Here is a 21,097-nt window from a genome sequence, read left to right on the forward strand (position 1 = left end):
AAACCATCCGGGCGCGAGGCCCGGCGAACGCCACGCTCGGGTGGCGCCCGGTCAACCGTGGAACGGCGGCTTCGGAGGCTCGCTGTGGGCGGCCGGCGTATCGGTCGCTCGACCGGTACCGCTCGGCTCGTACGGACGCGTGCCGGCAGCGGACCCGGCCGACGACGGCGCGGCATATGACGGCGCCGGTTCGGCGACCGATGCCGCCCGCGCGCCGCCAATGCCCGGCTCGACGCGCGTGGCGGCCGGCTGCGGCTGCGGCGGCACGACGACCGGCGCGGGCTGCTGCGCCGCGGCGTTGCGCGACGCCTTGGCCTCGACGGCCCGCACGCGCTCGCGCTTGCGCACCGTGGAGGCAAGCTGCACGCCACCGAGCCCGATCACGACCAACAGCGCCGCCGTGACGACCGACACGAGCTGACCAAACGCGGTCAACTCCGGCCGGTGCAGGCCGATCAGCCAGACCACCATCACCACGCCGATCAGCCAGTTCACATGGCCGACCGCACGGGCGACGCCGGACGTCAGATCGCCGTTGACCGACGCATGAAACGCCAGCCATGCCAGCCCGAGCAGCGCAATGCCGAATGCCTGCCCCACCATGGCTGGATCGACCTGAACCAGTTGCAACGCGTCGTACAGCCCCTTCCAGGGCGTCAGCACGAACAGCACACCACCTGCGAGCAGCAGCAGGGCATCGATGACGAGTACGACGCGCAGCAATGGCTTCATGAGCGATCAGTCCACGTGGTAGTTGGGGGCTTCCTTGGTGATTTGCACGTCGTGGACATGCGACTCGCGCATGCCGGCAGCCGTGATCTGGACGAACTCGGCCTTCTCGTGCATTTCGGTGATGGTGCGGCAACCGCAATAACCCATGCTGGCGCGCACGCCGCCGACCAGTTGGAACAGGATCGCGTTGACCGAGCCCTTGTAGGCCACCCGGCCTTCGATGCCTTCCGGCACGAGCTTGTCGATGTTCGCGGAATTGTCCTGGAAGTAGCGGTCCGCCGCGCCGTCCTTCATCGCGCCGACCGAACCCATGCCGCGATACGACTTGTACTGGCGGCCTTGATACAGGAACACGTCGCCCGGCGCTTCTTCCGTGCCGGCCAGCATGCTGCCCATCATCACCGTATTCGCGCCGGCGGCCAGTGCCTTCGACACGTCGCCCGAGAAGCGCACGCCGCCGTCGGCAATGCAGGGCACGCCGGTGCCGCGCAGCGCTTCGGACACGTTGGCGATCGCGCTGATCTGCGGCACGCCCACGCCGGCGACGATTCGCGTCGTGCAGATCGAACCGGGGCCGATACCGACCTTGACCGCGTCCGCGCCGTACTCGACCAGCGCCCTGGCCGCCGCCGCGGTGGCGATGTTGCCGCCGATCACTTCGACATGCGGGAAGTTCTGCTTGACCCAGCGCACACGCTCGAGCACGCCCTTGCTGTGGCCGTGCGCCGTATCGACCACGATCATGTCGACGCCGGCCTGCACCAGCAGTTCGACGCGCTCTTCGTTGTCCGCGCCCACGCCCACCGCCGCGCCCACGCGCAGCTTGCCGTGTTCGTCCTTGCAGGCGTCCGGGTGTTCGGTCTGCTTGGTGATGTCCTTCACCGTCATCAGGCCGCGCAGTTCGAACGCATCGTTGACGACCAGCACGCGCTCCAGGCGATGGCTGTGCATCAGCGCCTTCGCTTCGGCGAGCGGCGTGCCTTCCTTGACGGTGACGAGGCGCTCGCGCGTAGTCATGATCGACTTGACCGGCTCGTCGAGACGCGATTCGAAACGCAGGTCGCGGTTCGTCACGATGCCGACCAGTTGCGGGCCTTCGACCACCGGGAAGCCCGAAATGCCATGCTGGCGCGACAGGTCGATCACATCGCGAACCTTCATCGTCGGCGGCACCGTGATCGGGTCACGGACCACGCCGGACTCGAAACGCTTGACCTTCGCGACTTCGCGCGCCTGCTCGGCGGGCGTGAGGTTCTTGTGGACGATACCCACGCCACCCTGCTGCGCCATCGCGATGGCGAGGCGACCTTCCGTGACCGTATCCATGGCGGCGGACACGAGCGGCATGTTCAGGGCGATGTTGCGGGTGAGCTGGGTTTTGAGGCTGGTGTCGCGCGGCAGGACATCGGAGAAAGCCGGGACGAGGAGCACGTCATCGAACGTGAGTGCTTTTTGGATAAGACGCATGGCAAATCCTATGGGCGCAAAAGCAGATTATACGCGATACCGAGCGGATTTTCACCACCCGAACAACGGCTTAGCGGCCCGCCCGGCGCGGCATTCGGTTTGCACTTCGCGGCGGGTTCGTCCGGATTTCGCGCCCGCGCGGCCATGTTCGAATACGAAAATTCCTAGCTTCGGCGGCCTGCCGAGCCGCCCGGGCGGCGCGGAAAACCCCTGCGTCGAATAAGGGCATCCGAACCGCGACGCATCCGCGCGGGCGGCCAGCCACGCCCGACAATCCGTCCCCCATGCAGGATTCGACAAGACGCCCGGCCGCGCGAACCGTTACGATGCGCTCCCTCATCGTTTCAGCCAGTGCAAGGAAAATCATCATGCAGCGCGGAGTCATGTACGGGGTGTTGGCCGGCGCCCTCTGGGGCATGGTATTTCTGGTGCCCAGGCTGCTCGCCGACATCTCGCCGCTGGTGCTCAGCGCCGGCCGCTACACCATGTACGGGCTCGTGTCGGCCGCCGTGGCCCTGCCGATGGCGCGCTCGCTGCTCGCCCGCCTGACGCGCGAGGACCTGATCGCGCTGGTGCGGCTCGCGATCGTCGGCAATCTCGGCTATTACATGCTGCTGGCGAGCGCCGTGCACCTGATCGGCATCGCGCCCACCTCGCTGATCGTCGGCGTGCTGCCCGTCACGGTCACGTTCGCGGGGCTGCGCGACGCCGACGCCGTGCCGCTGCGCCGGCTCGCCCTGCCGCTCGCGCTGGTCGCGGCCGGCATCGTCTGCATCAACATCGACCTGTTCACCTCGAGCGCGGCCCAGGCCACTTCGACGCTCGACAAGCTGACCGGCATCGCCTGCGCCACCGGCGCGCTGGCCAGCTGGACCTGGTACGCCGTGGCCAACGCGCGCTACCTGCGCCGCCATCACCGCTTCGACGGCAACGAGTGGTCGGCGTTGTGGGGCATCGTCACGGGGCTGGTGGGGGCGTTGGCGTGGCTCGTGCTGGCCGTGTTGCCGTCGGGCGCGGTCGCGATGCCGGCCGCCGGCGGCTGGCCGATGTTCTGGCTGCTCAATCTCGCGCTGGCGATCGGCGCGTCGTGGCTCGGCAATGGTCTGTGGAATGCGGCGTCGAAACGCCTGCCGCTGACGCTGACCGGCCAGTTGATCGTGTTCGAGACGGTGTTCGCGATGCTGTACGGCTTCGTGTTCGAGGCCCGCATGCCGCGCGGGCTGGAGATCGCCGCGCTGGGGCTGTTGCTGGCCGGCGTCTACGGCGCGGTGCGGCGCCACGGCGATGCCGCGCCGCCCGCCGCCGGGCCGGGCAGCCCCGATCTCGAACAGTCGTCAGCGCAACGGCACCGCACGGCGCACTGACGCACGATGCCGCCCCGAAACGCGGCCAGCCGTGGCAGCACAGCCCAACGTAAGATCAGGCGGGAACCCGCCATGGAAGACCGACCGGGCAACCCCGGCCGCTGAAACTCAGCGCGAATCCTTCGGCATCCACTTGCGGCCTTCGATCGAGCCTTCGCGGCGCGTCTTGTCGACACGGCGCTGGCGCGCGGCTTTCGGATCGACGATCAGCGGGCGGTAGATTTCCACGCGGTCGCCGTCGTGCAGCGGCGCGTCGAGCGGCGCGAGCTTGCCGAACACGCCGGTCTTGGCGACATCGAGATCGATTTCGGGATGCTGCGCGACGATCCCGCTCGCCTCGATCGCATCGCGCACCGAAGCGCTGTCGGGCACCGACACGTCGATCAGCGTCTGGCAGGTCGGCAGCGCGTAACACACCTGAACGGCCAGCATGGTCAGCCCTTCCCGTACAGGTGATCGGCGCGCTTCACGAACGAATCGACAAACGTGTTGGCGATATGGCTGAACACCGGGCCGATGATCTTTTCGAGGATCACGTTGGTGAATTCGTAGTGCAGCGAGAACTCGATCTTGCAGGCATCGGCGCGCAGCGGCGTGAAGCGCCAGTAGCCCGTGAAGTTCTTGAACGGGCCGTCGGCGAATTCCATGTCGATGCGATGCGGCCGCTCCTGCGTGTTGCGGGTCGCGAAGTGCTGCCGAATTCCCTTGAAATTGATGTCGATCCGCGCCTCCATGCCGGTCTCGTCCTGGCGGCGCACTTCGACGCCGCCGCACCAGGGCAGGAAGTTCGGGTAATCGGCCACGTCGGTCACGAGGTCGAACATCTGTTCCGCCGAATGGCGGATCAATACGGTTTTGTGGACATCTGCCATAAATCTCGCGGCATCAAGAGTGGAGGCCAAGCCGGGCCAAGTGCGCCCCGCTTTGCTAAAATCGCGATTTTAAACGAGTTGGCCATTTCCTTTCATGAGCATCATAGACAACAGAAAGGCATTCTTCGACTACCACATCGAAGAGCGCTATGAAGCAGGGCTTGTGCTCGAAGGATGGGAGGTCAAGGCCTTGCGTGCCGGCCGCGGCCAGATCAAGGAAGGCTACGTGATCGTCAAGAACGACGAAATCTTCCTGATCGGCACCCATATCAGCCCGCTGCCGGAAGCGTCGACGCACATCCAGCCCGACCCGGTCCGCACGCGCAAGCTACTGCTGCATCGTGACGAGATCAAGAAACTGATCGGCAAGGTCGAGCAGCGCGGCTACACGCTGGTGCCGCTGAACTTCCACTACAAGGCCGGCCGGGTCAAATGCGAGATCGGCCTCGCCAAGGGCAAGAAGCTCCACGACAAGCGCGAAACGGAGAAGAAGCGCGACTGGGAACGCGAAAAGGCGCGAATCATGCGCGATGGCGCCCGCACCTGAAAGCGGGCGGCCCGGGCGACGGCAACCGCCACCGCCCTGCCCCATCAAGACGAATGGCCCGCCTCGAGCGGGCCATTTCATTGGGGTCGCGCAACCCTCGCGCGATGGCGAACGTCGTTCAGCCCTTGGCCGCCCCGCCCGGCGCACCCCGCTTGACGATCGTCAGCGCCGAAGCAATCGCCGTGCTCAGATCGGACATGTCCGCCGGCACGATCAGCGTGTTGCCCTGCTTGGCCAGATTGCCGAACGCGCTCACGTACTGCTCGGCCACCTTCAGGTTCACGGCGTCCATGCCGCCTTGCGCCTGAATCGCCTCGGCGATCTTGCGAATGGCCGCGGCATTGGCCTCGGCCACCGCCAGGATCGCCGACGCCTCGCCCTGCGCCTGGTTGATCGCGGCCTGCCGTTCGCCTTCCGACTTCTGGATCGCCGCCTCGCGCGCCCCCGAGGCCAGGTTGATCTGCTCCTGCCGGCGCCCCTCGGAGGCCGCCACCAGCGCGCGCTTCTCGCGCTCGGCCGTGATTTGCGCCTGCATCGAATGCAGGATTTCCTTCGGCGGCGTCAGGTCCTTGATTTCGTAGCGCAGCACCTTGACGCCCCAGTTCGACGCGGCTTGATCGAGCGACGACACGATGCTGTGGTTGATGAAATCGCGCTCCTCGAAGGTCTTGTCGAGTTCGAGCTTGCCGATCACCGAGCGCAGCGTGGTTTGCGACAGTTGCGTGATCGCCAGCACGAAGTTGCTCGATCCGTACGACGCCTTCATCGCGTCGGTGACCTGGAAGTACAGCACGCCGTCCACCTGCAGTTGCGTGTTGTCACGCGTGATGCAGACCTGGCTCGGCACGTCGAGCGGAATTTCCTTGAGCACGTGCCGATAGGCGATGCGATCGATGAACGGCAGCACGATGTTCAGCCCCGGCGACAGCGTGGCGTGATAGCGGCCGAAGCGTTCGAGCACCCAGGCGTGCTGCTGCGGCACGATCTTGACCGTCTTCGACACGATGACGAACACGATCACGAGAACCACGACCCAGAATATGAGCGCTGACATGACGGCTTACCTCCTTTGTTATATCGATTGAGCGAGGATCGGGGGCCCGGCTCTCAGTTCCGGGCCTTGGCGGCGACGATCAGGCAGTTTCCCCGTACTGCACGCACCTCGTAGAGTTGCGCATCGTCGCGCTCGCCTTCGGCGAGTTCGATGTCCCAGTCGGCGCCGCGATACGGCGCACGCGCCCGGCGATTGCGCCAGTGCGGCACCGCGATGGTGGCGCCGATGTCGAGATTCACGTCGGGATTGGCGGATGCGTCGCGCTTCTGGCGCCGCCCGATGCCGGAGCGCCGCAACACCACGAGCAGCAGCACCGATACGATCGCCGCGGCGGCAACCTGCCAGTGCAGCGGGCCGCCGGCCAGATGCACGAGCCCACCGGCAGCAAAGCCGATCGCGATCATCAGCAGATAGAACGTGCCCGTCAGCAACTCCGCAACGGCCAGCACGCCGACGCCGATCCACCAGAACCACTGCGCTGCCTGCATGTCGGTCTCCAAACGAAAACACCCCGGGATTACCGGGGTGTTTATAGCACAGACCTGAGCCTGTTCCGGCCCCTCGGCCGCGAACGGCCGGCGAGGCGGATCAGAGGCGGCTTACTTCGCCGACTTGGCGAGCGCCTGCCACGTATCGATGACCGTATCCGGGTTCAGCGAGATCGACAGGATGCCTTCTTCAGTCAGCCATTGCGCGAAATCCGGGTGATCGGACGGGCCTTGGCCGCAAATGCCGACGTATTTGTCGAGCTTGCGGCACGCGTCGATCGCGCGCTTGAGCATGAACTTGACAGCCGGATCGCGCTCGTCGAAATCCACGGCCAGCAGTTCCATGCCCGAATCGCGGTCGAGGCCCAGCGTGAGCTGCGTCAGGTCGTTCGAGCCGATCGAGAAGCCGTCGAAGTACTCGAGGAACTGCTCGGCCAGGATCGCGTTCGACGGCACTTCGCACATCATGATCAGGCGCAGGCCGTTTTCGCCGCGCTTGAGGCCGTACTTGGCCAGCAGGCCAACGACGCGCTCCGCCTGCTTCACGGTGCGCACGAACGGCACCATGATCTCGACGTTCGTCAGGCCCATCTCGTCACGCACGCGCTTGAGCGCGATGCACTCCATCTCGAACGCCTGCGCGAAATCCTCGGAGATGTAGCGCGATGCGCCGCGGAAACCCAGCATCGGGTTTTCCTCGTCCGGCTCGTAGCGCGAACCGCCGATCAGCTTCTTGTACTCGTTCGACTTGAAGTCCGACAGACGCACGATCACGGGCTTCGGATAGAACGCCGCGCCGATCGTGGCGATGCCTTCCATCAGCTTGTCGACGTAGAACGCACGCGGCGAGGCGTGGCCGCGCGCGACGCTCTCGACGGCCTTCTTCAGATCCGCATCGATGTTCGGATACTCGAGGATCGCCCGCGGGTGAACGCCGATGTTGTTGTTGATGATGAACTCGAGACGCGCAAGGCCGACACCGGCGTTCGGCAGTTGCGAGAAGTCGAACGCGAGTTGCGGGTTGCCGACGTTCATCATGATCTTGACCGGGATGGCCGGCAGTTCGCCGCGCTGCACTTCGGTCACTTCGGTTTCGAGCAGGCCGTCGTAGATCTTGCCTTCGTCGCCTTCCGAGCACGACACCGTGACCAGCGAGCCTTCCTTCAGCACGTCGGTGGCATCGCCACAACCCACCACGGCCGGCACGCCGAGCTCACGCGCGATGATCGCCGCGTGGCAGGTACGGCCGCCGCGGTTCGTGACGATCGCCGCGGCGCGCTTCATCACCGGCTCCCAGTTCGGGTCGGTCATGTCGGCCACCAGCACGTCGCCCGGCTGCACGCGTTCCATTTCCGACGGATCGTTGATCACGCGCACCGGGCCCGCGCCGATCTTCTGGCCGATCGCCCGGCCGGTCGCCAGCACTTGCGACTGGCCCTTCAGCTTGAAGCGCTGCTCGGCCTTGCCGCTGGCCTGGCTCTTGACCGTTTCCGGACGCGCCTGAAGGATGAAGATTTTGCCGTCGCGGCCGTCCTTGCCCCACTCGATGTCCATCGGACGCTCGTAGTGCTTTTCGATGATGACGGCGTACTTGGCCAGCTCGATCACGTCCTGGTCGGTGATCGAGTAGCGGTTGCGTTGCTCGCCCGGCACGTCGACCGTCTTCACGCGGCCCGGCTCGCCCGGCTGCGTGAACTCCATCTTGATCAGCTTCGAGCCGATCGAGCGGCGGATGATCGGGTACTTGTCCTGCGCGAGCGTGGTCTTGAAAACGTAGAACTCGTCCGGATTCACGGCGCCCTGCACGACGGTTTCGCCCAGGCCATAGCTCGACGTGACGAACACGGCATCCTTGAAGCCCGATTCGGTGTCGATCGTGAACATCACGCCGGCCGCGCCGACGTCCGAACGGACCATGCGCTGCACGCCGGCCGACAGCGCCACTTCGGCGTGCGTGAAGCCCTTGTGGACGCGGTACGAAATCGCGCGGTCGTTGTAGAGCGACGCGAACACGTGCTTCATGCGATCGAGCACGTCTTCGACGCCGACGACGTTCAGATAGGATTCCTGCTGACCGGCGAATGAGGCGTCCGGCAGATCTTCGGCGGTGGCCGACGAACGCACGGCGAACGACAGCTCTTCGGGCGAGCTGTTGCACAGCACGACGAACTGTTCGCGGATTTCGGCCTCGAGACGCGGTTGCAGCGGTGCGTCGACGATCCACTTGCGGATTTCGGCACCCGCGACGGCGAGCGCCTTCACGTCGTCGATATCGAGCGACTCGAGGCGTTTCGCAATGCGATCGGTGAGGTCGTTGTGAGCGAGGAAGTCGCGGAACGCGAGTGCCGTCGTCGCATAGCCCGTGGGTACGCGAACACCAGCTTGCGAAAGCTGGCTGATCATTTCGCCGAGGGAGGCATTCTTGCCCCCGACGATCTCGACATCGGTCATCCGCAACTGCTCGAACGGGATTACATACGCCTGGTCCTTTGCGACGTTTGCTGCGTTAGTCATACAAGCCCCTAAGTGTGAAAAAAATTCACGATCGGGCGATTGGGCTCGGGCGCGGCCGCCTATGAGAAGCGGGAGCGCGCATCGCACGACCTGTTGGATAAGCGGTCGCCAGAACCGGCGCAGCTTGTAAAAATCCCGGCAGAAGGACGAAATAACAGACAAATCGCCCAATTTGCCGGGAACGCAAGCCAGCCTCGGTAAAAAAGTCGCGAACATGACGGCTTTTCCACAACGGCTTATCCAACAGGTTGGCCGCTATTCTACCGTGCCCGGTGCGCGATGTGACAATCGACGCTCGGCGCGAGCCTCGAAAGCCGGGCGCGCCCACCTCCCGCAAGCCCGCCGCGCATGCCCGCGAGGCTCGAACGGTGCGCGCACGCCCTGCTAGAATGGCCGCTTCCGGCCCGCACGAGGCCGCCATCGCAGCACGTCAGCGCTCACGATTCATGCTTCCAACCGTTTTCATCGTCTCCGACGGCACGGGGATCACCGCCGAGACCTTCGCGCACTCGATCCTGTCCCAGTTCGACCAGAAATTCCGGCATGTGCGCGTGCCGTTCGTCGATTCGCACGACAAGGCGTATCTGACGGTGCAGAAGATCAACGACGCGGCGCAGCTCGACGGGCGCCGCCCGATCGTGTTCACCACGCTGGTGGACAGCGAATCGAACGAGATCGTCAAGCGCTCCAACGCGCTGGTGCTCGACATGTTCCAGCGCTTCGTGGAGCCGCTCGAACAGGAGTTGCAGCTCAAGTCGACCCATGCAATGGGCCGCGGCCACCAGAACGCCGACACCGAGGAATATAAAACCCGGATCGAGGCGATCAACTTCTCGCTCGCGCACGACGACGGCCAATCGGACCGCAACCTGGCCGAGGCCGACGTGATCCTGGTGGGCGTGTCGCGCAGCGGCAAGACGCCGACCAGCCTCTATCTGGCGATGCAGTACGGCGTGAAGGCAGCCAACTACCCGCTGATTCCCGAGGATTTCGAACGCGGCAAGCTGCCGGGGGAACTGGCGACGCATCGCGAGAAGCTGTTCGGGCTGTCGATCGATCCGCAACGGCTCTCGGAAATCCGCAACGAGCGGCGCCCCGGCAGCAAGTACGCGTCGCCCGAGAACTGCCGCTACGAGATCAACGAGGCCGAGGCGATGATGCGGCGCGAGGGGATCAGCTGGTTGTCGTCGACGCACAAGTCGATCGAGGAAATCGCCACGACGATCCTCCAGGAAATCAAGCTCGACCACCTGTCGTACTGAGCGGGCCGAGGCGGGCCGATTGCCGCGCCCGCGTCGCATGAAAAAAGCGGCGGCCCACCGAAGTGACCCGCCGCTTCCATCCCGCATGCGTTGCGTTGCCGCCGGTTCAGCGCTTGCGCTGTTGCCGGCACTGCTCGAACAGGCAGACGGCCGCCGCTGCCGCCACGTTGAGCGATTCCATGCCACCGGGCTGCGGAATCGTCACGCGCAAGCCGGCGGCCTCGCGCCAGGCGGCCGACACGCCCGCCCCTTCATTGCCGAACACCCACGCCACCGGGCCGCTCAGGTCACAGTCGTCGATCGCCTGCGCGCCGTGCGAATCGGTCAACGCGACCGGCACGCCGAGACGCGGAATCAGCGCATCGGCCTCCATGTCCTCATGAATCTGCAACAGAAAATGCGCGCCCATGCCCGAGCGCAGCACCTTCGACGACCACGCATAGGCCGTGCCGCGCACGCAGAACACCTGGCCGATGCCCGCTGCGGCGGCGCTGCGCAGGATCGAACCGACGTTGCCGGCATCCTGCACGCCGTCGAGCACGACGGCCGTTTGCGTCAGGCGTTCCGGCAGTTCGGCGGCGGGGCGTTCGACCAGCAGCAGCATGCCGACGCCGTTGACGACGCTCGACAACTGGCCGAACAGCGCATCGGGCAAGGACACCACGCGCTGCGGTTCGACGCGCGAGACGATCGCATGGGTTTCGCCGTGCACGAGCGCGCCGTCGGTCACGACGCAGAGTTCAGGCTGGCCGCATGCGTCGAGATAGGCCGACGCGAGGTGGAGCCCTTCGAGCAGCGCTTGCGCGCCGCGGCGTTGCTGCTGCGTCGAGCCCGCCAGCGCCTTCAGGCGCTTGTACAGCGGGTTGTCGCGCGAGGTAATCAGTTTCATCGGACGATATCGAGCGCCGCGCGCACCGGCGCGAACGAGCGACGATGGTGCTCGCACGGCCCGTGCTCGCGCAGCGCGGAGAGGTGTTTCGGCGTGCCGTAGCCGGAATGGACGTCGAAACCGTAGAGCGGGAAGCTCGCGTGCAGATCGACCAGCAGGCGGTCCCGCGTGACCTTCGCGATGATCGAGGCGGCCGAGATGCTCGGCACCAGCGCGTCGCCGCCGATGATCGCTTCGCTGCGGATGGTCAGCGGCGGGCAGCGGTTGCCGTCGATCTTCGCGAGCGTCGGCACCACCGACAGCCCCTCGACGGCACGCCGCATCGCCAGCATCGTGGCATGCAGGATATTGATCGTATCGATTTCCTCGACGCTGGCCGACGCCACGCACCAGGCGAGCGAGCGGGCAACGATCTCGGCGTAGAGCGCCTCGCGCTTTTTCGCGCTGAGCGCCTTCGAGTCGTCGAGGCCGACGATCGGCCGTGCAGGATCGAGGATCACGGCCGCGGCGACCACCGGGCCCGCCAGCGGGCCGCGTCCGGCTTCGTCCACGCCGCAGACGATCTCGCCCGGCGCGTCGAACGCGAACCCGGGCTGCTCGGCCACGACGATGGCCGCCGCGCCGCGCTTCTTGCGGATAACGTTCATGCGCGCGGCTTCCGGTTCGCCACCACCCGCTCGACCGCCTCGGCCGCGCGCGCGGCCGTGTTCTGGCGCAGCGAAAGATGCATCTCGGTGAAGATCTCGTGGAGCGTGCGGCGGTTGGCATCGTCGCGCAACTGCGTGAGCGTCGCATCGGCCAGCGCCTCGGGTGTCGCGAAATGCTGAAGCAGTTCGGGCACCACGAAACGGCCGGCCAGGATGTTCGGCAGCCCGACGTACGGCAGATAGCCCTGCCGGCGCATCACCTGCCCCGTCAGCCAGGGCACCTTGTACGAGATCACCATCGGCTTCTTGAGCAGCGCCGCTTCGAGCGTCACCGTGCCGCTCTTGACGAGGATCGCGTCGGCCGCCGTCATGGCGACCTGCGAGCGGCCGTCGGTCAGCGTCAGCGGCAGTTGCGGATGTGCATCGACGAGCGGCTGCAGCAGGCTGCGCAACTGCGGCGTGGCCGCCGGCATCACGAAGCGCACGCCCGGCTCGCGCTGGTGCATCAGCGCCATGGCCGCGAAGAACGTCGGCCCGATCAGGCCGATTTCGGAGCGCCGGCTGCCCGGCAGCACCGCGATCACGGGGCCGCTTTCGGGCAGGCCGAGCGCGATCCGCGCGCCGCGCGTATCGGGTTCGAGCGGGATGTCGTCGGCCAGCGGATGACCCACGTAGGTCGAGGCCACGCCGGCCTTCTCGAGCAGCGCCGTTTCGAACGGAAACAGACACAGCATGTGATCGACCGACTTGACGATCTTCTTGATCCGCCCGCCGCGCCAGGCCCAGATCGACGGGCACACGAAGTGAACGGTCGGAATGCCGGCGTCGCGCAGCGATTGCTCGACGCCGAAATTGAAGTCCGGCGCATCGATGCCGACGAACACGTCGGGCGGCTCGGCCAGCAACTGGCGCTTGAGCTCGGTGCGAATGCGCAGGATGCCGGGGATTTCCTTGAGCGCCTCGACATAGCCGCGCACCGTCAGGCGATCCATCGGCCAGTGCGAATCGAAGCCGGCCGTCATCATGCGCGGCCCGCCGATGCCGTAGTAGTGCGCGGAACCGGGCAGGCGCGCGTGCAGCCCGCCCAGCAGCGACGCGCCGAGCAGGTCGCCCGACGGCTCGCCCGCGACGAGCGCGAGACGCAGCGGAGTCGAAGTGAGCGCCATCGTCAGCGGATGATGCCGCGTTGCGAGGCGTCGATGAAGTCGACGAAGGCCGTCAGCGCTTCCACGCCCTCGCCGCCCGCGGCCACCAGCTCGCGCAGTTCGGCCTTGGCCTCGTCGAGCGTCTTGCCGCTCTTGTAGACGACCCGGTACGCGCTGCGCAGCGTGCTGATCGACTCGGCCGAGAAGCCGCGGCGGCGCAGCCCCTCGACGTTGATGCCGTGCGGCACGGCCTTGTTGCCGGCCGAGATCACGAACGGCGGCGCGTCCTGAACCAGCGCCGATGCGCCGCCCAGCATCGAATGCGCGCCGATCCGCACGAACTGGTGCACGCCGGACATGCCGCCGACGATCGCCCAGTCGCCCACCTCGACGTGCCCCGCCATCTGCGCGTTGCTCGACATGATCACGTGGTTGCCGACCCGGCAATCATGGCCGATGTGCACGTAGGCCATGATCCAGTTGTCGTCGCCGAGCGTGGTCACGCCGGTGTCCTGCACGGTGCCGGTGTGGATCGTCGTGAATTCGCGGATGGTGTTGCGATCGCCGATCACGAGCCGGGTGGGCTCGTCCTTGTACTTCATGTCCTGCGGACGCCCGCCGATCGACGCGTAATGGCCGATGCGGTTGTCTTCGCCGATCGTCGTGTGCCCTTCGATCACGCTGTGCGAGCCGATCGTGGTGCGTGCGCCGATCGTCACGTTCGCGCCGATGATCGCGTACGGGCCGATCTCGACCGTGGCGTCGAGCTGCGCGCCCGGTTCGATTATGGCCGTGGGATGAATCCTGCTCATGCGCGGTTGCCTCTCTTAGTCAGTCGTGCCTCGGTTGCGCCGCGCGTCGCTCAGGGCGCCGCGTCGGCCGGCTTCACCGTGCACATCAGTTCGGCTTCCGCCGCCACCTTGCCATCGACTTCCGCCGTGGCCGAGAACTTCCAGATGCCGCGAATATAGCGCTGGAACTTGACGTTCAGGATCAGCTGATCGCCCGGCTCCACCACGCGCTTGAAGCGCGCGCCGTCGATGCCGACGAAGTAGTACAGCGAATTGCTCGGATCGACCGTGGACGATTCCTCGCTGAACGTGAGCAGCGCCGCGGCCTGCGCCAGCGCCTCGATGATCAGCACGCCCGGCATCACCGGACGCTGCGGAAAGTGGCCCTGGAAGAACGGCTCGTTGATCGTGACGTTCTTCAGGGCTTTGATGCTTTCGTGCGGGGTGAGTTCGAGCACGCGGTCGACGAGCAGAATCGGATAACGATGCGGCAGCAGCGTGAGAATCTTGTGGATGTCGAAATTGATTTGTTCGATGCTCATGATGGTTCGTCTCACGCAATCACTGCGCGGTGATGATGCAAATGCCGAGGACCGCCCGAAGCGCGGAGCGGCCCTGTTTGATCGCGGTGGCGGCCGATCCCGGCCGAGCACCGCGCCCTGTTTCGACGTTCAGTCCTGCGCGGGTCCGTCGTTCCGCGCGGCAAGCGCGGTTTCGAGCGAGCGGATGCGGTCGCGCAGTTTGTCGAGATTGCGCACGAGCGCTGCGCTCCGGTTCCATTCGCCGTTGTCGACGGCCGGGAACGCGCTCGTGTAGATGCCTGCCTTCGGCAGGGATTTCGATACGCCCGATTGCGCCGTGACGATCACGTAATCGCCGAGCGTGACGTGGCCGGCGATGCCGACCGCGCCGCCGATCATGCAATGGCGGCCGATATGGGTGCTGCCCGCGATGCCGGCACAGCCGGCGATCACCGTATAGGCGCCGATGCGGCAGTTGTGCGCGATCTGCACGAGGTTGTCGATCTTGACGCATTCCTCGATGACCGTGTCGGCCATCGCGCCTCGGTCGATCACGGTGTTCGCGCCGATCTCGACGTCCGGGCCGATCTTCACGCCGCCGACCTGCGGGATCTTCACCCAGGTACCGGTGCGCTCTGCGCCATCGCCGACGAAATCGGGCGCGAAGCCGAACCCGTCGGAACCGATCACGGCGCCCGAATGGATGATCGCACGCACGCCGATGTCGCAGCCGTGATAGATCGCCACGTTCGGATACAGATGCGAGCCCTCTCCGATCTTGGTGCCGGCCCCGACGAACACGTTGGCGTCGAGCCGCACGTGCTCGCCGATCACCGCGCCCGCCTCGACCGTCACGTTCGGGCCGATCACGGCGCTCGCCGCCACCTGCGCGGCAGCATCGACGTTCGCGCTCGGATGCACGCCCGACGCACGCTTCGGCGCGGCCAGATCGATGAACATCTGCGCGACGCGCGCGAAATAGGCGTAGGGGTTCGGGGTGACGATGAAGTTGCGGCCTTCCGCGGCCGCGCCGAGCTTCTCGAGATCCTGCGGCTTGATCAGCACCGCGCCGGCGCGGGTGGTCTCGACCTGCGACAGATATTTCGGATTGGCGAGGAACGCGAGCTGGTTCGGGCCAGCCTGATCGAGCGGCGCCAGGCCGGCGACCTGGCAGTGCGAATCGCCGGCGATGTCCCCGCCGAAACGTTGGGCGAGTGCCTCAAGCGTCAATGCCATGCGTGCTCCGTCCTGGTCAGTTCAACGAACCGGAAGGCGACGCGAGCGCCTTCAGCACCTTGTCGGTGATATCGATGCGCGGGCTGACGTAGACAGCCTCCTGCACGATCAGATCGTAGTTCTGCTGTTCGGCGATCTGCTTGATCACCTTGTTCGCCTTCTCCAGCACGGCCGCGAGTTCCTCGTTGCGACGCTGGTTCAGGTCTTCGCGAAACTCGCGCTGCTTGCGCTGGAAATCGGTGTCGAGCTGGGCCAGATCGCGCTGCTTCTGTGCGCGATCGGCGGCCGACAGCGATTGCCCGTTCTTGTCGAGAGAATCCGACAGCGTCTTGAGGCGCGCGGCCATGTCCTGCAGGTCCTTGTCGCGCTTCGCGAACTCGGCTTCGAGCTTGGTCTGCGCCGCCTTGGCCGGCACCGACTCGCGGAGGATCCGGTCGGAATTGACCGCCGCGATCCGAGCGACGTCCTGCGCCTGCGCGGCCGTCGCGCCGAGCGCAGCAGCGAGCGCCAACGCGCACATCACTCGTTTCGAAAACTTACCGGTTAGCAAAATTACCCTCTCGATGCGTTTGATGTTGCGGTTCCGATCAGAATGCCGTACCGATCTGGAACTGGAATTTCTGGTACTGGTCGCCTTCGTGCTTCTGCAGCGGGAAGCCGAGGCTCAGCTTGAGCGGGCCGATCGGCGAGATCCACGCGAGACCCACGCCATAGCCGTAACGCAGGCCGTTGGCGCCCGTGCTGGTGCCGCCCGGTGCATTGCCCCAGACGTTACCGCCGTCGAAGAACGTGAACACGCGCAGCGTGCGGTCGTAACCGGTGCCCGGCAGCGGGAACGTCAGCTCGATGTTGCCGACGAGCATCTTCGAACCGCCGATCGGATCGTTGGTCTTGGTGTCGCGCGGGCCCAGCGAGCTCGGCTCGTAGCCACGCACCGAACCGATACCGCCCGCGTAGTAGTTCTTGAAGATCGGGTAGGCGTTGCCGATGCCGTTACCGTAGCCGCCCTGGAAGTTCAGGCCCAGGATGAAGCCGCGCGAGAACGAATAGTAGTACTGGGCCTGGATGTCGGCCTTGTAGTACTGGATCTTGTCGATCGGCGCGCCGTACTCGATATTGGCCTGCGTGAAGTAACCGCGGCTCGGGATCAGCGCGCTGTCACGCGCGTCGCGCGACCAGCCCACCGTCAGCGGCACCGAGTTCGACACGCGGCCGAACTGCTGCACGTAATCCTGGTAGCTCTGCGGCGTGTCCGCATCGACGTCCAGGCGGTTCTGCTCGAAGCCCACGCCGAAAAACACGGTATCGACTTCCGAGAACGGGATGCCGAACTTCATGTCGCCACCGGCCGTGATGATCCGGAAGCTCGAATTGGTCGAGTAGTACAACGGCTGGTACGTGCGATAGAACACATCGGTGATGCGCTTGATGCCGTCCACCGTGAAGTACGGATCGACCTGGGTCACCGTCAGCGTGCGGTAGCTGCGCGCCGTGTTGACGTTGACCGACAGGCTGGTGCCCGAACCGAACACGTTGTCCTGCGAGATACCGGCCGACAGCACGACCTTGTCGGTCGACGAGAAGCCGGCGCCCAGCGTGATCGCGCCGGTCGGCTTTTCGGTCACCTTGACGTTGACGTCGACCTGGTCGGTCGTGCCGTCCACCGGCACGGTCGAGACATCGACGTCGGTGAAGTAGCCGAGGCGGTTCACGCGATCCTTCGACAGCGCGAGGCGGCTCGAATCGAACCACGAGCTTTCGAGCTGGCGCATTTCGCGGCGCACGACTTCGTCGCGCGTGCGCGAGTTGCCGACCACGTTGATGCGGCGCACATACACGCGGCGGCTCGGATCGACCACCAGCGTCAGGCCGACCTTGTGCGTGGCCTGATCGATGGCCGGCTGGGCGTTGACGGTGGCGAATGCGTAACCGTATTCACCGAGCTTGTCGACGATCGCCTTGGTGGTGGCCTGCAGCTTTTCGGCCGAGAAGCGCTCGCCGGCCTTGATCTTGACCAGCTTCTGCAGTTCGGCCTGACGGTCGAGCAGGTTGCCCGACAGTTGTACGCTCGAGATCGTATACGGCTCGCCCTCGTGCAGCGTCAGCGTCAGGTACATGTCCTTCTTGTCCGGCGAGATGGACACCTGCGTCGACTCGATGTTGAACTCGAGATAACCGCGATTCAGGTAGTACGAACGAACGTTCTCGAGGTCGCCCGTGAGCTTTTCCTTCGAGTAGAGGTCGTTCTTCGTGTACCAGGAGAACCAGTTCGGCGTCGACAGCTGCATTTCATTGCGCAGCGTGCTCGTGCTGAAGGTTTTGTTGCCGATGAAGTTGATCTGGCGGATCTTGGCGCTCGGGCCTTCGGCCACCGAGAACAGGATCGAGACGCGGTTCGCGTCGACCGGCGTGATCGTGGTGGTGACTTCGGCGGCGTAGTAGCCGCGCGTCAGGTACTGGCGCTTCAGTTCCTGTTCGGCCTTGTCCACCAGCGACTTGTCGTAGTAGCGGCCTTGCGACAGCCCGACCGCGCGCAGCGCCTTGGTCAGGTTGTCCTTGTCGAATTCCTTGATGCCGGTGAAGTCGATCGCCGAAATCGCCGGACGCTCCTGCACCTGCACGATCACGACGCTGCCTTGCGTCGCGATCTTCACGTCATTGAAGAAGCCCGTGGCATACAGCGCGCGGATTGCTTCGGATGCCTTGTCGTCCGTGAACGTATCGCCTTGTTTGATCGGCAGGTAGGCGAACACCGAACCGGCTTCGACACGCTGCAAGCCCTCGATCTTGATATCCTGCACGACGAACGGCGATGTCGCGTGGGCTGCGAGTCCGTGCACGGCGAGTGCCGCGGCGGCTACAGTCTTGGGTACGAAGCGATGAGGTTTGAACAACGTGCATCCCCAGTATTTAAGCTTGCATCAGATCAGGCGACGGCCCTCGCAGCCCTCGCCCGACGCTTCATGAATGGATTAAACGAGACAGATCGTTGAAGAGCGCAATCGCCGACAGTGCGACGATGCAGATCAACCCCGCTCTTTGCAGAATCAGTTGCCAGCGTTCCGAAACGGCCTTCCCGGTCGCGGCTTCAACCAGATAATATAACAGATGCCCCCCGTCCAAAACCGGAATCGGCAGCAAGTTCAGCACGCCGAGACTGATGCTGACCAGCGCCAGAAACGACAGGAAGGCCGATAAACCGAGCCGCGCGCTCTTGCCCGCGTAGTCGGCGATCGTCACCGGGCCGGACAGATTCTTCAGCGAAGCCTCGCCCGTCAGCATCCGCCCGAACATCTTCAGCGAATACACCGAAATACCCCAGGTACGACGCACGCCCAGGTTGACGCTTTCGAGCACGCCGTAGCGCACGTCCACGGACGGCGCATGCAGCGCCAGCGCCGCGCCGATCCGGCCGACCTGCGCGCCGTTCGCGCCCGGCGTGGCATCGCGCTCGGCATGCGGCACGATGGTCAGCGTGCGCTCGGCGTCACCGCGCGAGATCTGCAGCGCAAGCGGACGGCCCGCGTGCGACTTGATCGCATCGATGAAACGCGCGGCACCCGATACCGGCTTGCCGTCCAGCGCCACCAGCTTGTCGCCGGGCTGCAGGCCGGCCTGCTCCGAGGCGCTGCCCGGCGTGACCGCCGAAATCGACAGCGAGCCGCCGCCCGGTTCGAAACCGAGGTGCGACAAATAATCATCGTCGGCCGTATTCGGATCGACACCGCTCAGGTCCACGCGAAAATCGTAGGTCGCGCCGCTGCCCGAACGGGCGCCGAGGATCACGTTGCGATGATCGATCGTCGCCCCGAGCAGCTTCCAGCGCAGATCCGACCACGATCGCACCGGCTCGCTCGCGCCGCCGTGCGCATCGCGGATCGACACGATGGTTTCGCCGCCGTCGAAGCCGGCCCGCGCGGCCACCGTGTCGGCGGCCGGTGCCGCCACGATCGCCGCCGGCTCGGTCACGCCCGTCGCGAACACCGACGAAAACAGCACGATCGCGAGCAGGAAATTGGCGAGCGGGCCAGCCGCGACGATCGCGATCCGCTTCCAGACCGACTGGCGATTGAACGCCTGCGGCAAATCGCCAGCGGCGATGCCGTCCGGGCCGGGATCGCGCTCGTCGAGCATCTTCACGTAGCCGCCGAGCGGCAGCGCCGAGAGTGTCCATTCGGTGCCGGTGCGGCGGCTCGTATGCCGCAGCAACACCGTGCCGAAGCCGATCGAGAAGCGCAGCACCTTCACGCCGCACAGCCGCGCGACGCTGTAATGCCCGTATTCGTGAACGACGACCAGCACACCGATCGCCACTGCAAACGCCACCAGCTCGATCAGCACATTCATGCGCCCCTCTCGGTCAGGCTGCGCGCTCCGCGCGCGGGACAGGCAGATTCGCGATCACGGCGTCGGCCGCACGGCGCGCTTCGGCATCGGCCGCCAGCACGTCGTCGAGGCCGTCGGGTTCGCGATTCGCCAGACGGTCGAGCACCGCATCCACCGTATGGGCGATGTCCATGAAGCCGATGCGGCGTGCCAGGAACGCCTCCACGGCGATCTCGTTGGCCGCGTTCAGCATGGCGCTGGCCACGCCGCCCGCGTCGAGCGACTGGATCGCCAGCGCAAGGCACGGGAAACGCGCGAAATCGGGTTTTTCGAAGTTCAGCGTGGCGATCTGCGCGAGATCGAGCTGGGCGACGCCGGCATCGACGCGATCCGGGAACGCCAGCGCATGCGCGATCGGCGTGCGCATGTCGGGGTTGCCGAGCTGCGCGAGCACCGAGCCGTCCTTGTACGACACCAGCGAATGGATCACGCTCTGCGGATGGATCAGCACGTCGATCCGCTCGCTCGGCAAGCCGAAGATCCAGTGCGCCTCGATCACTTCGAGGCCCTTGTTCATCATCGTGGCCGAATCGACCGAAATCTTGCGGCCCATCGACCAGTTCGGGTGCTTGCAGGCCTCGTCCGGCGTCACGTCGACCAGCGTGGCCGGCTCGCGCGTGCGGAACGGGCCGCCCGAGGCGGTCACGATGATCTTGGCGATACCGCCGTGCTCGGCGATGTCGCGCGGCATGCACTGGAAGATCGCATTGTGCTCGCTGTCGACCGGCAGCAGGATCGCGCCATGGTCGCGCACGGCGTCCATGAAGATCGAACCCGACATTACCAGCGATTCCTTGTTCGCGAGCAGGATGCGCTTGCCGGCGCGCGCCGCGGCCAGGCTCGACGGCAGGCCGGCCGCGCCGACGATGGCGGCCACCACGGTGTCGCACGCGTCCGACTGCGCCACCGCGACCAGCGCTTGCGGGCCGTACGTGACTTCGGTGCGGCTGCCGGCCGCGCGCAGCTTCGCTTCGACCTGAGCAGCCAGTTCGGCGCTGCCGACCACGGCCACCTCGGGCGCGAACTTCAGGCACTGCTCGACGAGCTTGTCGCCGTTGCGGTGCGCGCTCAACGCGTAGACCGAGAAGCGATCGGGGTGGCGCGCGACGACGTCGAGCGTGCTCTCGCCGATCGAGCCAGTCGAACCGAGGATAGTCAGGCGTTTTTGCATGATGACGAAGA

The 21,097-nt window shown here is 65.7% G+C and carries 20 protein-coding genes; 3 read left to right on the forward strand and 17 right to left on the reverse strand.

What is annotated here, in order from left to right; all coding sequences use genetic code 11:
* Window positions 1-51: 51 nt before the first annotated feature.
* Both AB4850_RS24975 and guaB read right to left on the reverse strand, forming a co-directional pair.
* On the reverse strand, window positions 52-732 hold the full coding sequence (locus AB4850_RS24975) for a hypothetical protein (RefSeq protein WP_414442164.1): 681 nt from the start codon (window positions 730-732) through the stop codon (window positions 52-54).
* Between the two features lie 6 nt (window positions 733-738).
* The gene (guaB, locus tag AB4850_RS24980) at window positions 739-2,199 is read right to left on the reverse strand and encodes an IMP dehydrogenase (protein WP_414442165.1); all 1,461 of its coding nucleotides are present in this window, start codon (window positions 2,197-2,199) and stop codon (window positions 739-741) included.
* Between the two features lie 368 nt (window positions 2,200-2,567).
* Here guaB and AB4850_RS24985 point away from each other — a divergent pair, with 368 nt between their 5' ends.
* Window positions 2,568-3,563: a DMT family transporter gene (locus AB4850_RS24985; protein ID WP_414442166.1), complete on the forward strand. Its 996-nt coding sequence runs from the start codon at window positions 2,568-2,570 to the stop codon at window positions 3,561-3,563.
* A 108-nt stretch (window positions 3,564-3,671) separates the two neighbouring features.
* On the opposite strand, the gene AB4850_RS24990 is transcribed toward AB4850_RS24985, so the two are convergent.
* Window positions 3,672-3,995 carry an RnfH family protein gene (locus AB4850_RS24990; protein WP_414442167.1) on the reverse strand — a complete coding sequence of 108 codons (324 nt, stop codon included), beginning with the start codon at window positions 3,993-3,995 and terminating at the stop codon, window positions 3,672-3,674.
* Between the two features lie 2 nt (window positions 3,996-3,997).
* Window positions 3,998-4,435 carry a type II toxin-antitoxin system RatA family toxin gene (locus AB4850_RS24995; RefSeq protein WP_414442168.1) on the reverse strand — a complete coding sequence of 146 codons (438 nt, stop codon included), beginning with the start codon at window positions 4,433-4,435 and terminating at the stop codon, window positions 3,998-4,000.
* A gap of 94 nt (window positions 4,436-4,529) precedes the next feature.
* On the opposite strand from AB4850_RS24995, the gene smpB reads away from it, so the two are divergent.
* Window positions 4,530-4,982: an SsrA-binding protein SmpB gene (gene smpB, locus AB4850_RS25000; protein WP_414442169.1), complete on the forward strand. Its 453-nt coding sequence runs from the start codon at window positions 4,530-4,532 to the stop codon at window positions 4,980-4,982.
* Between the two features lie 118 nt (window positions 4,983-5,100).
* Here the strand turns inward: smpB and AB4850_RS25005 are convergent, their stop codons facing one another.
* The 3 genes from AB4850_RS25005 to ppsA form a co-directional block, all read right to left on the reverse strand.
* A complete protein-coding gene (locus tag AB4850_RS25005) occupies window positions 5,101-6,036 on the reverse strand; it encodes an SPFH domain-containing protein (protein WP_414442170.1) in 936 nt (311 codons plus the stop codon).
* A gap of 53 nt (window positions 6,037-6,089) precedes the next feature.
* Window positions 6,090-6,524 carry an NfeD family protein gene (locus AB4850_RS25010; protein ID WP_414442171.1) on the reverse strand — a complete coding sequence of 145 codons (435 nt, stop codon included), beginning with the start codon at window positions 6,522-6,524 and terminating at the stop codon, window positions 6,090-6,092.
* A gap of 111 nt (window positions 6,525-6,635) precedes the next feature.
* Window positions 6,636-9,038: a phosphoenolpyruvate synthase gene (gene ppsA / locus AB4850_RS25015; RefSeq protein ID WP_414442172.1), complete on the reverse strand. Its 2,403-nt coding sequence runs from the start codon at window positions 9,036-9,038 to the stop codon at window positions 6,636-6,638.
* Between the two features lie 446 nt (window positions 9,039-9,484).
* On the opposite strand from ppsA, the gene AB4850_RS25020 reads away from it, so the two are divergent.
* Window positions 9,485-10,300: a pyruvate, water dikinase regulatory protein gene (locus tag AB4850_RS25020; RefSeq protein ID WP_414442173.1), complete on the forward strand. Its 816-nt coding sequence runs from the start codon at window positions 9,485-9,487 to the stop codon at window positions 10,298-10,300.
* Between the two features lie 106 nt (window positions 10,301-10,406).
* Here the strand turns inward: AB4850_RS25020 and AB4850_RS25025 are convergent, their stop codons facing one another.
* From AB4850_RS25025 to AB4850_RS25070, 10 genes are all read right to left on the reverse strand, one after another.
* Complete coding sequence (locus tag AB4850_RS25025; protein ID WP_414442174.1) at window positions 10,407-11,189, reverse strand: TrmH family RNA methyltransferase; 783 nt, start codon at window positions 11,187-11,189, stop codon at window positions 10,407-10,409.
* Window positions 11,186-11,836, reverse strand: a complete 651-nt coding sequence (rnhB, locus tag AB4850_RS25030) for a ribonuclease HII (RefSeq protein ID WP_414442175.1) — start codon at window positions 11,834-11,836, stop codon at window positions 11,186-11,188. The genes AB4850_RS25025 and rnhB overlap by 4 nt, the downstream gene beginning before the upstream one ends.
* Complete coding sequence (gene lpxB / locus AB4850_RS25035) at window positions 11,833-13,002, reverse strand: lipid-A-disaccharide synthase (protein ID WP_414442176.1); 1,170 nt, start codon at window positions 13,000-13,002, stop codon at window positions 11,833-11,835. The genes rnhB and lpxB overlap by 4 nt, the downstream gene beginning before the upstream one ends.
* A 2-nt stretch (window positions 13,003-13,004) precedes the next feature.
* Window positions 13,005-13,793 (reverse strand): acyl-ACP--UDP-N-acetylglucosamine O-acyltransferase, encoded by a 789-nt coding sequence (lpxA, locus tag AB4850_RS25040; RefSeq protein ID WP_414442177.1) that lies wholly within the window; start codon window positions 13,791-13,793, stop codon window positions 13,005-13,007.
* Between the two features lie 50 nt (window positions 13,794-13,843).
* Complete coding sequence (gene fabZ, locus AB4850_RS25045; protein WP_414442178.1) at window positions 13,844-14,314, reverse strand: 3-hydroxyacyl-ACP dehydratase FabZ; 471 nt, start codon at window positions 14,312-14,314, stop codon at window positions 13,844-13,846.
* Between the two features lie 129 nt (window positions 14,315-14,443).
* The gene (gene lpxD / locus AB4850_RS25050; RefSeq protein ID WP_414442179.1) at window positions 14,444-15,529 is read right to left on the reverse strand and encodes a UDP-3-O-(3-hydroxymyristoyl)glucosamine N-acyltransferase; all 1,086 of its coding nucleotides are present in this window, start codon (window positions 15,527-15,529) and stop codon (window positions 14,444-14,446) included.
* 16 nt (window positions 15,530-15,545) lie between these two features.
* Window positions 15,546-16,049, reverse strand: a complete 504-nt coding sequence (locus AB4850_RS25055) for an OmpH family outer membrane protein (protein WP_414442180.1) — start codon at window positions 16,047-16,049, stop codon at window positions 15,546-15,548.
* Window positions 16,050-16,116: 67 nt separating this feature from the next.
* Entirely contained in the window at window positions 16,117-18,423 is a 2,307-nt protein-coding gene (gene bamA, locus AB4850_RS25060; RefSeq protein WP_414442181.1) for an outer membrane protein assembly factor BamA, read from the reverse strand.
* A 67-nt stretch (window positions 18,424-18,490) separates the two neighbouring features.
* Window positions 18,491-19,876 (reverse strand): RIP metalloprotease RseP, encoded by a 1,386-nt coding sequence (gene rseP, locus AB4850_RS25065; protein WP_414442182.1) that lies wholly within the window; start codon window positions 19,874-19,876, stop codon window positions 18,491-18,493.
* A 13-nt stretch (window positions 19,877-19,889) separates the two neighbouring features.
* Window positions 19,890-21,086, reverse strand: a complete 1,197-nt coding sequence (locus AB4850_RS25070; RefSeq protein ID WP_414442183.1) for a 1-deoxy-D-xylulose-5-phosphate reductoisomerase — start codon at window positions 21,084-21,086, stop codon at window positions 19,890-19,892.
* Window positions 21,087-21,097 lie beyond the last annotated feature (11 nt).

Source organism: Burkholderia sp. 22PA0106 (assembly GCF_047497155.1).
Classification (GTDB): domain Bacteria; phylum Pseudomonadota; class Gammaproteobacteria; order Burkholderiales; family Burkholderiaceae; genus Burkholderia.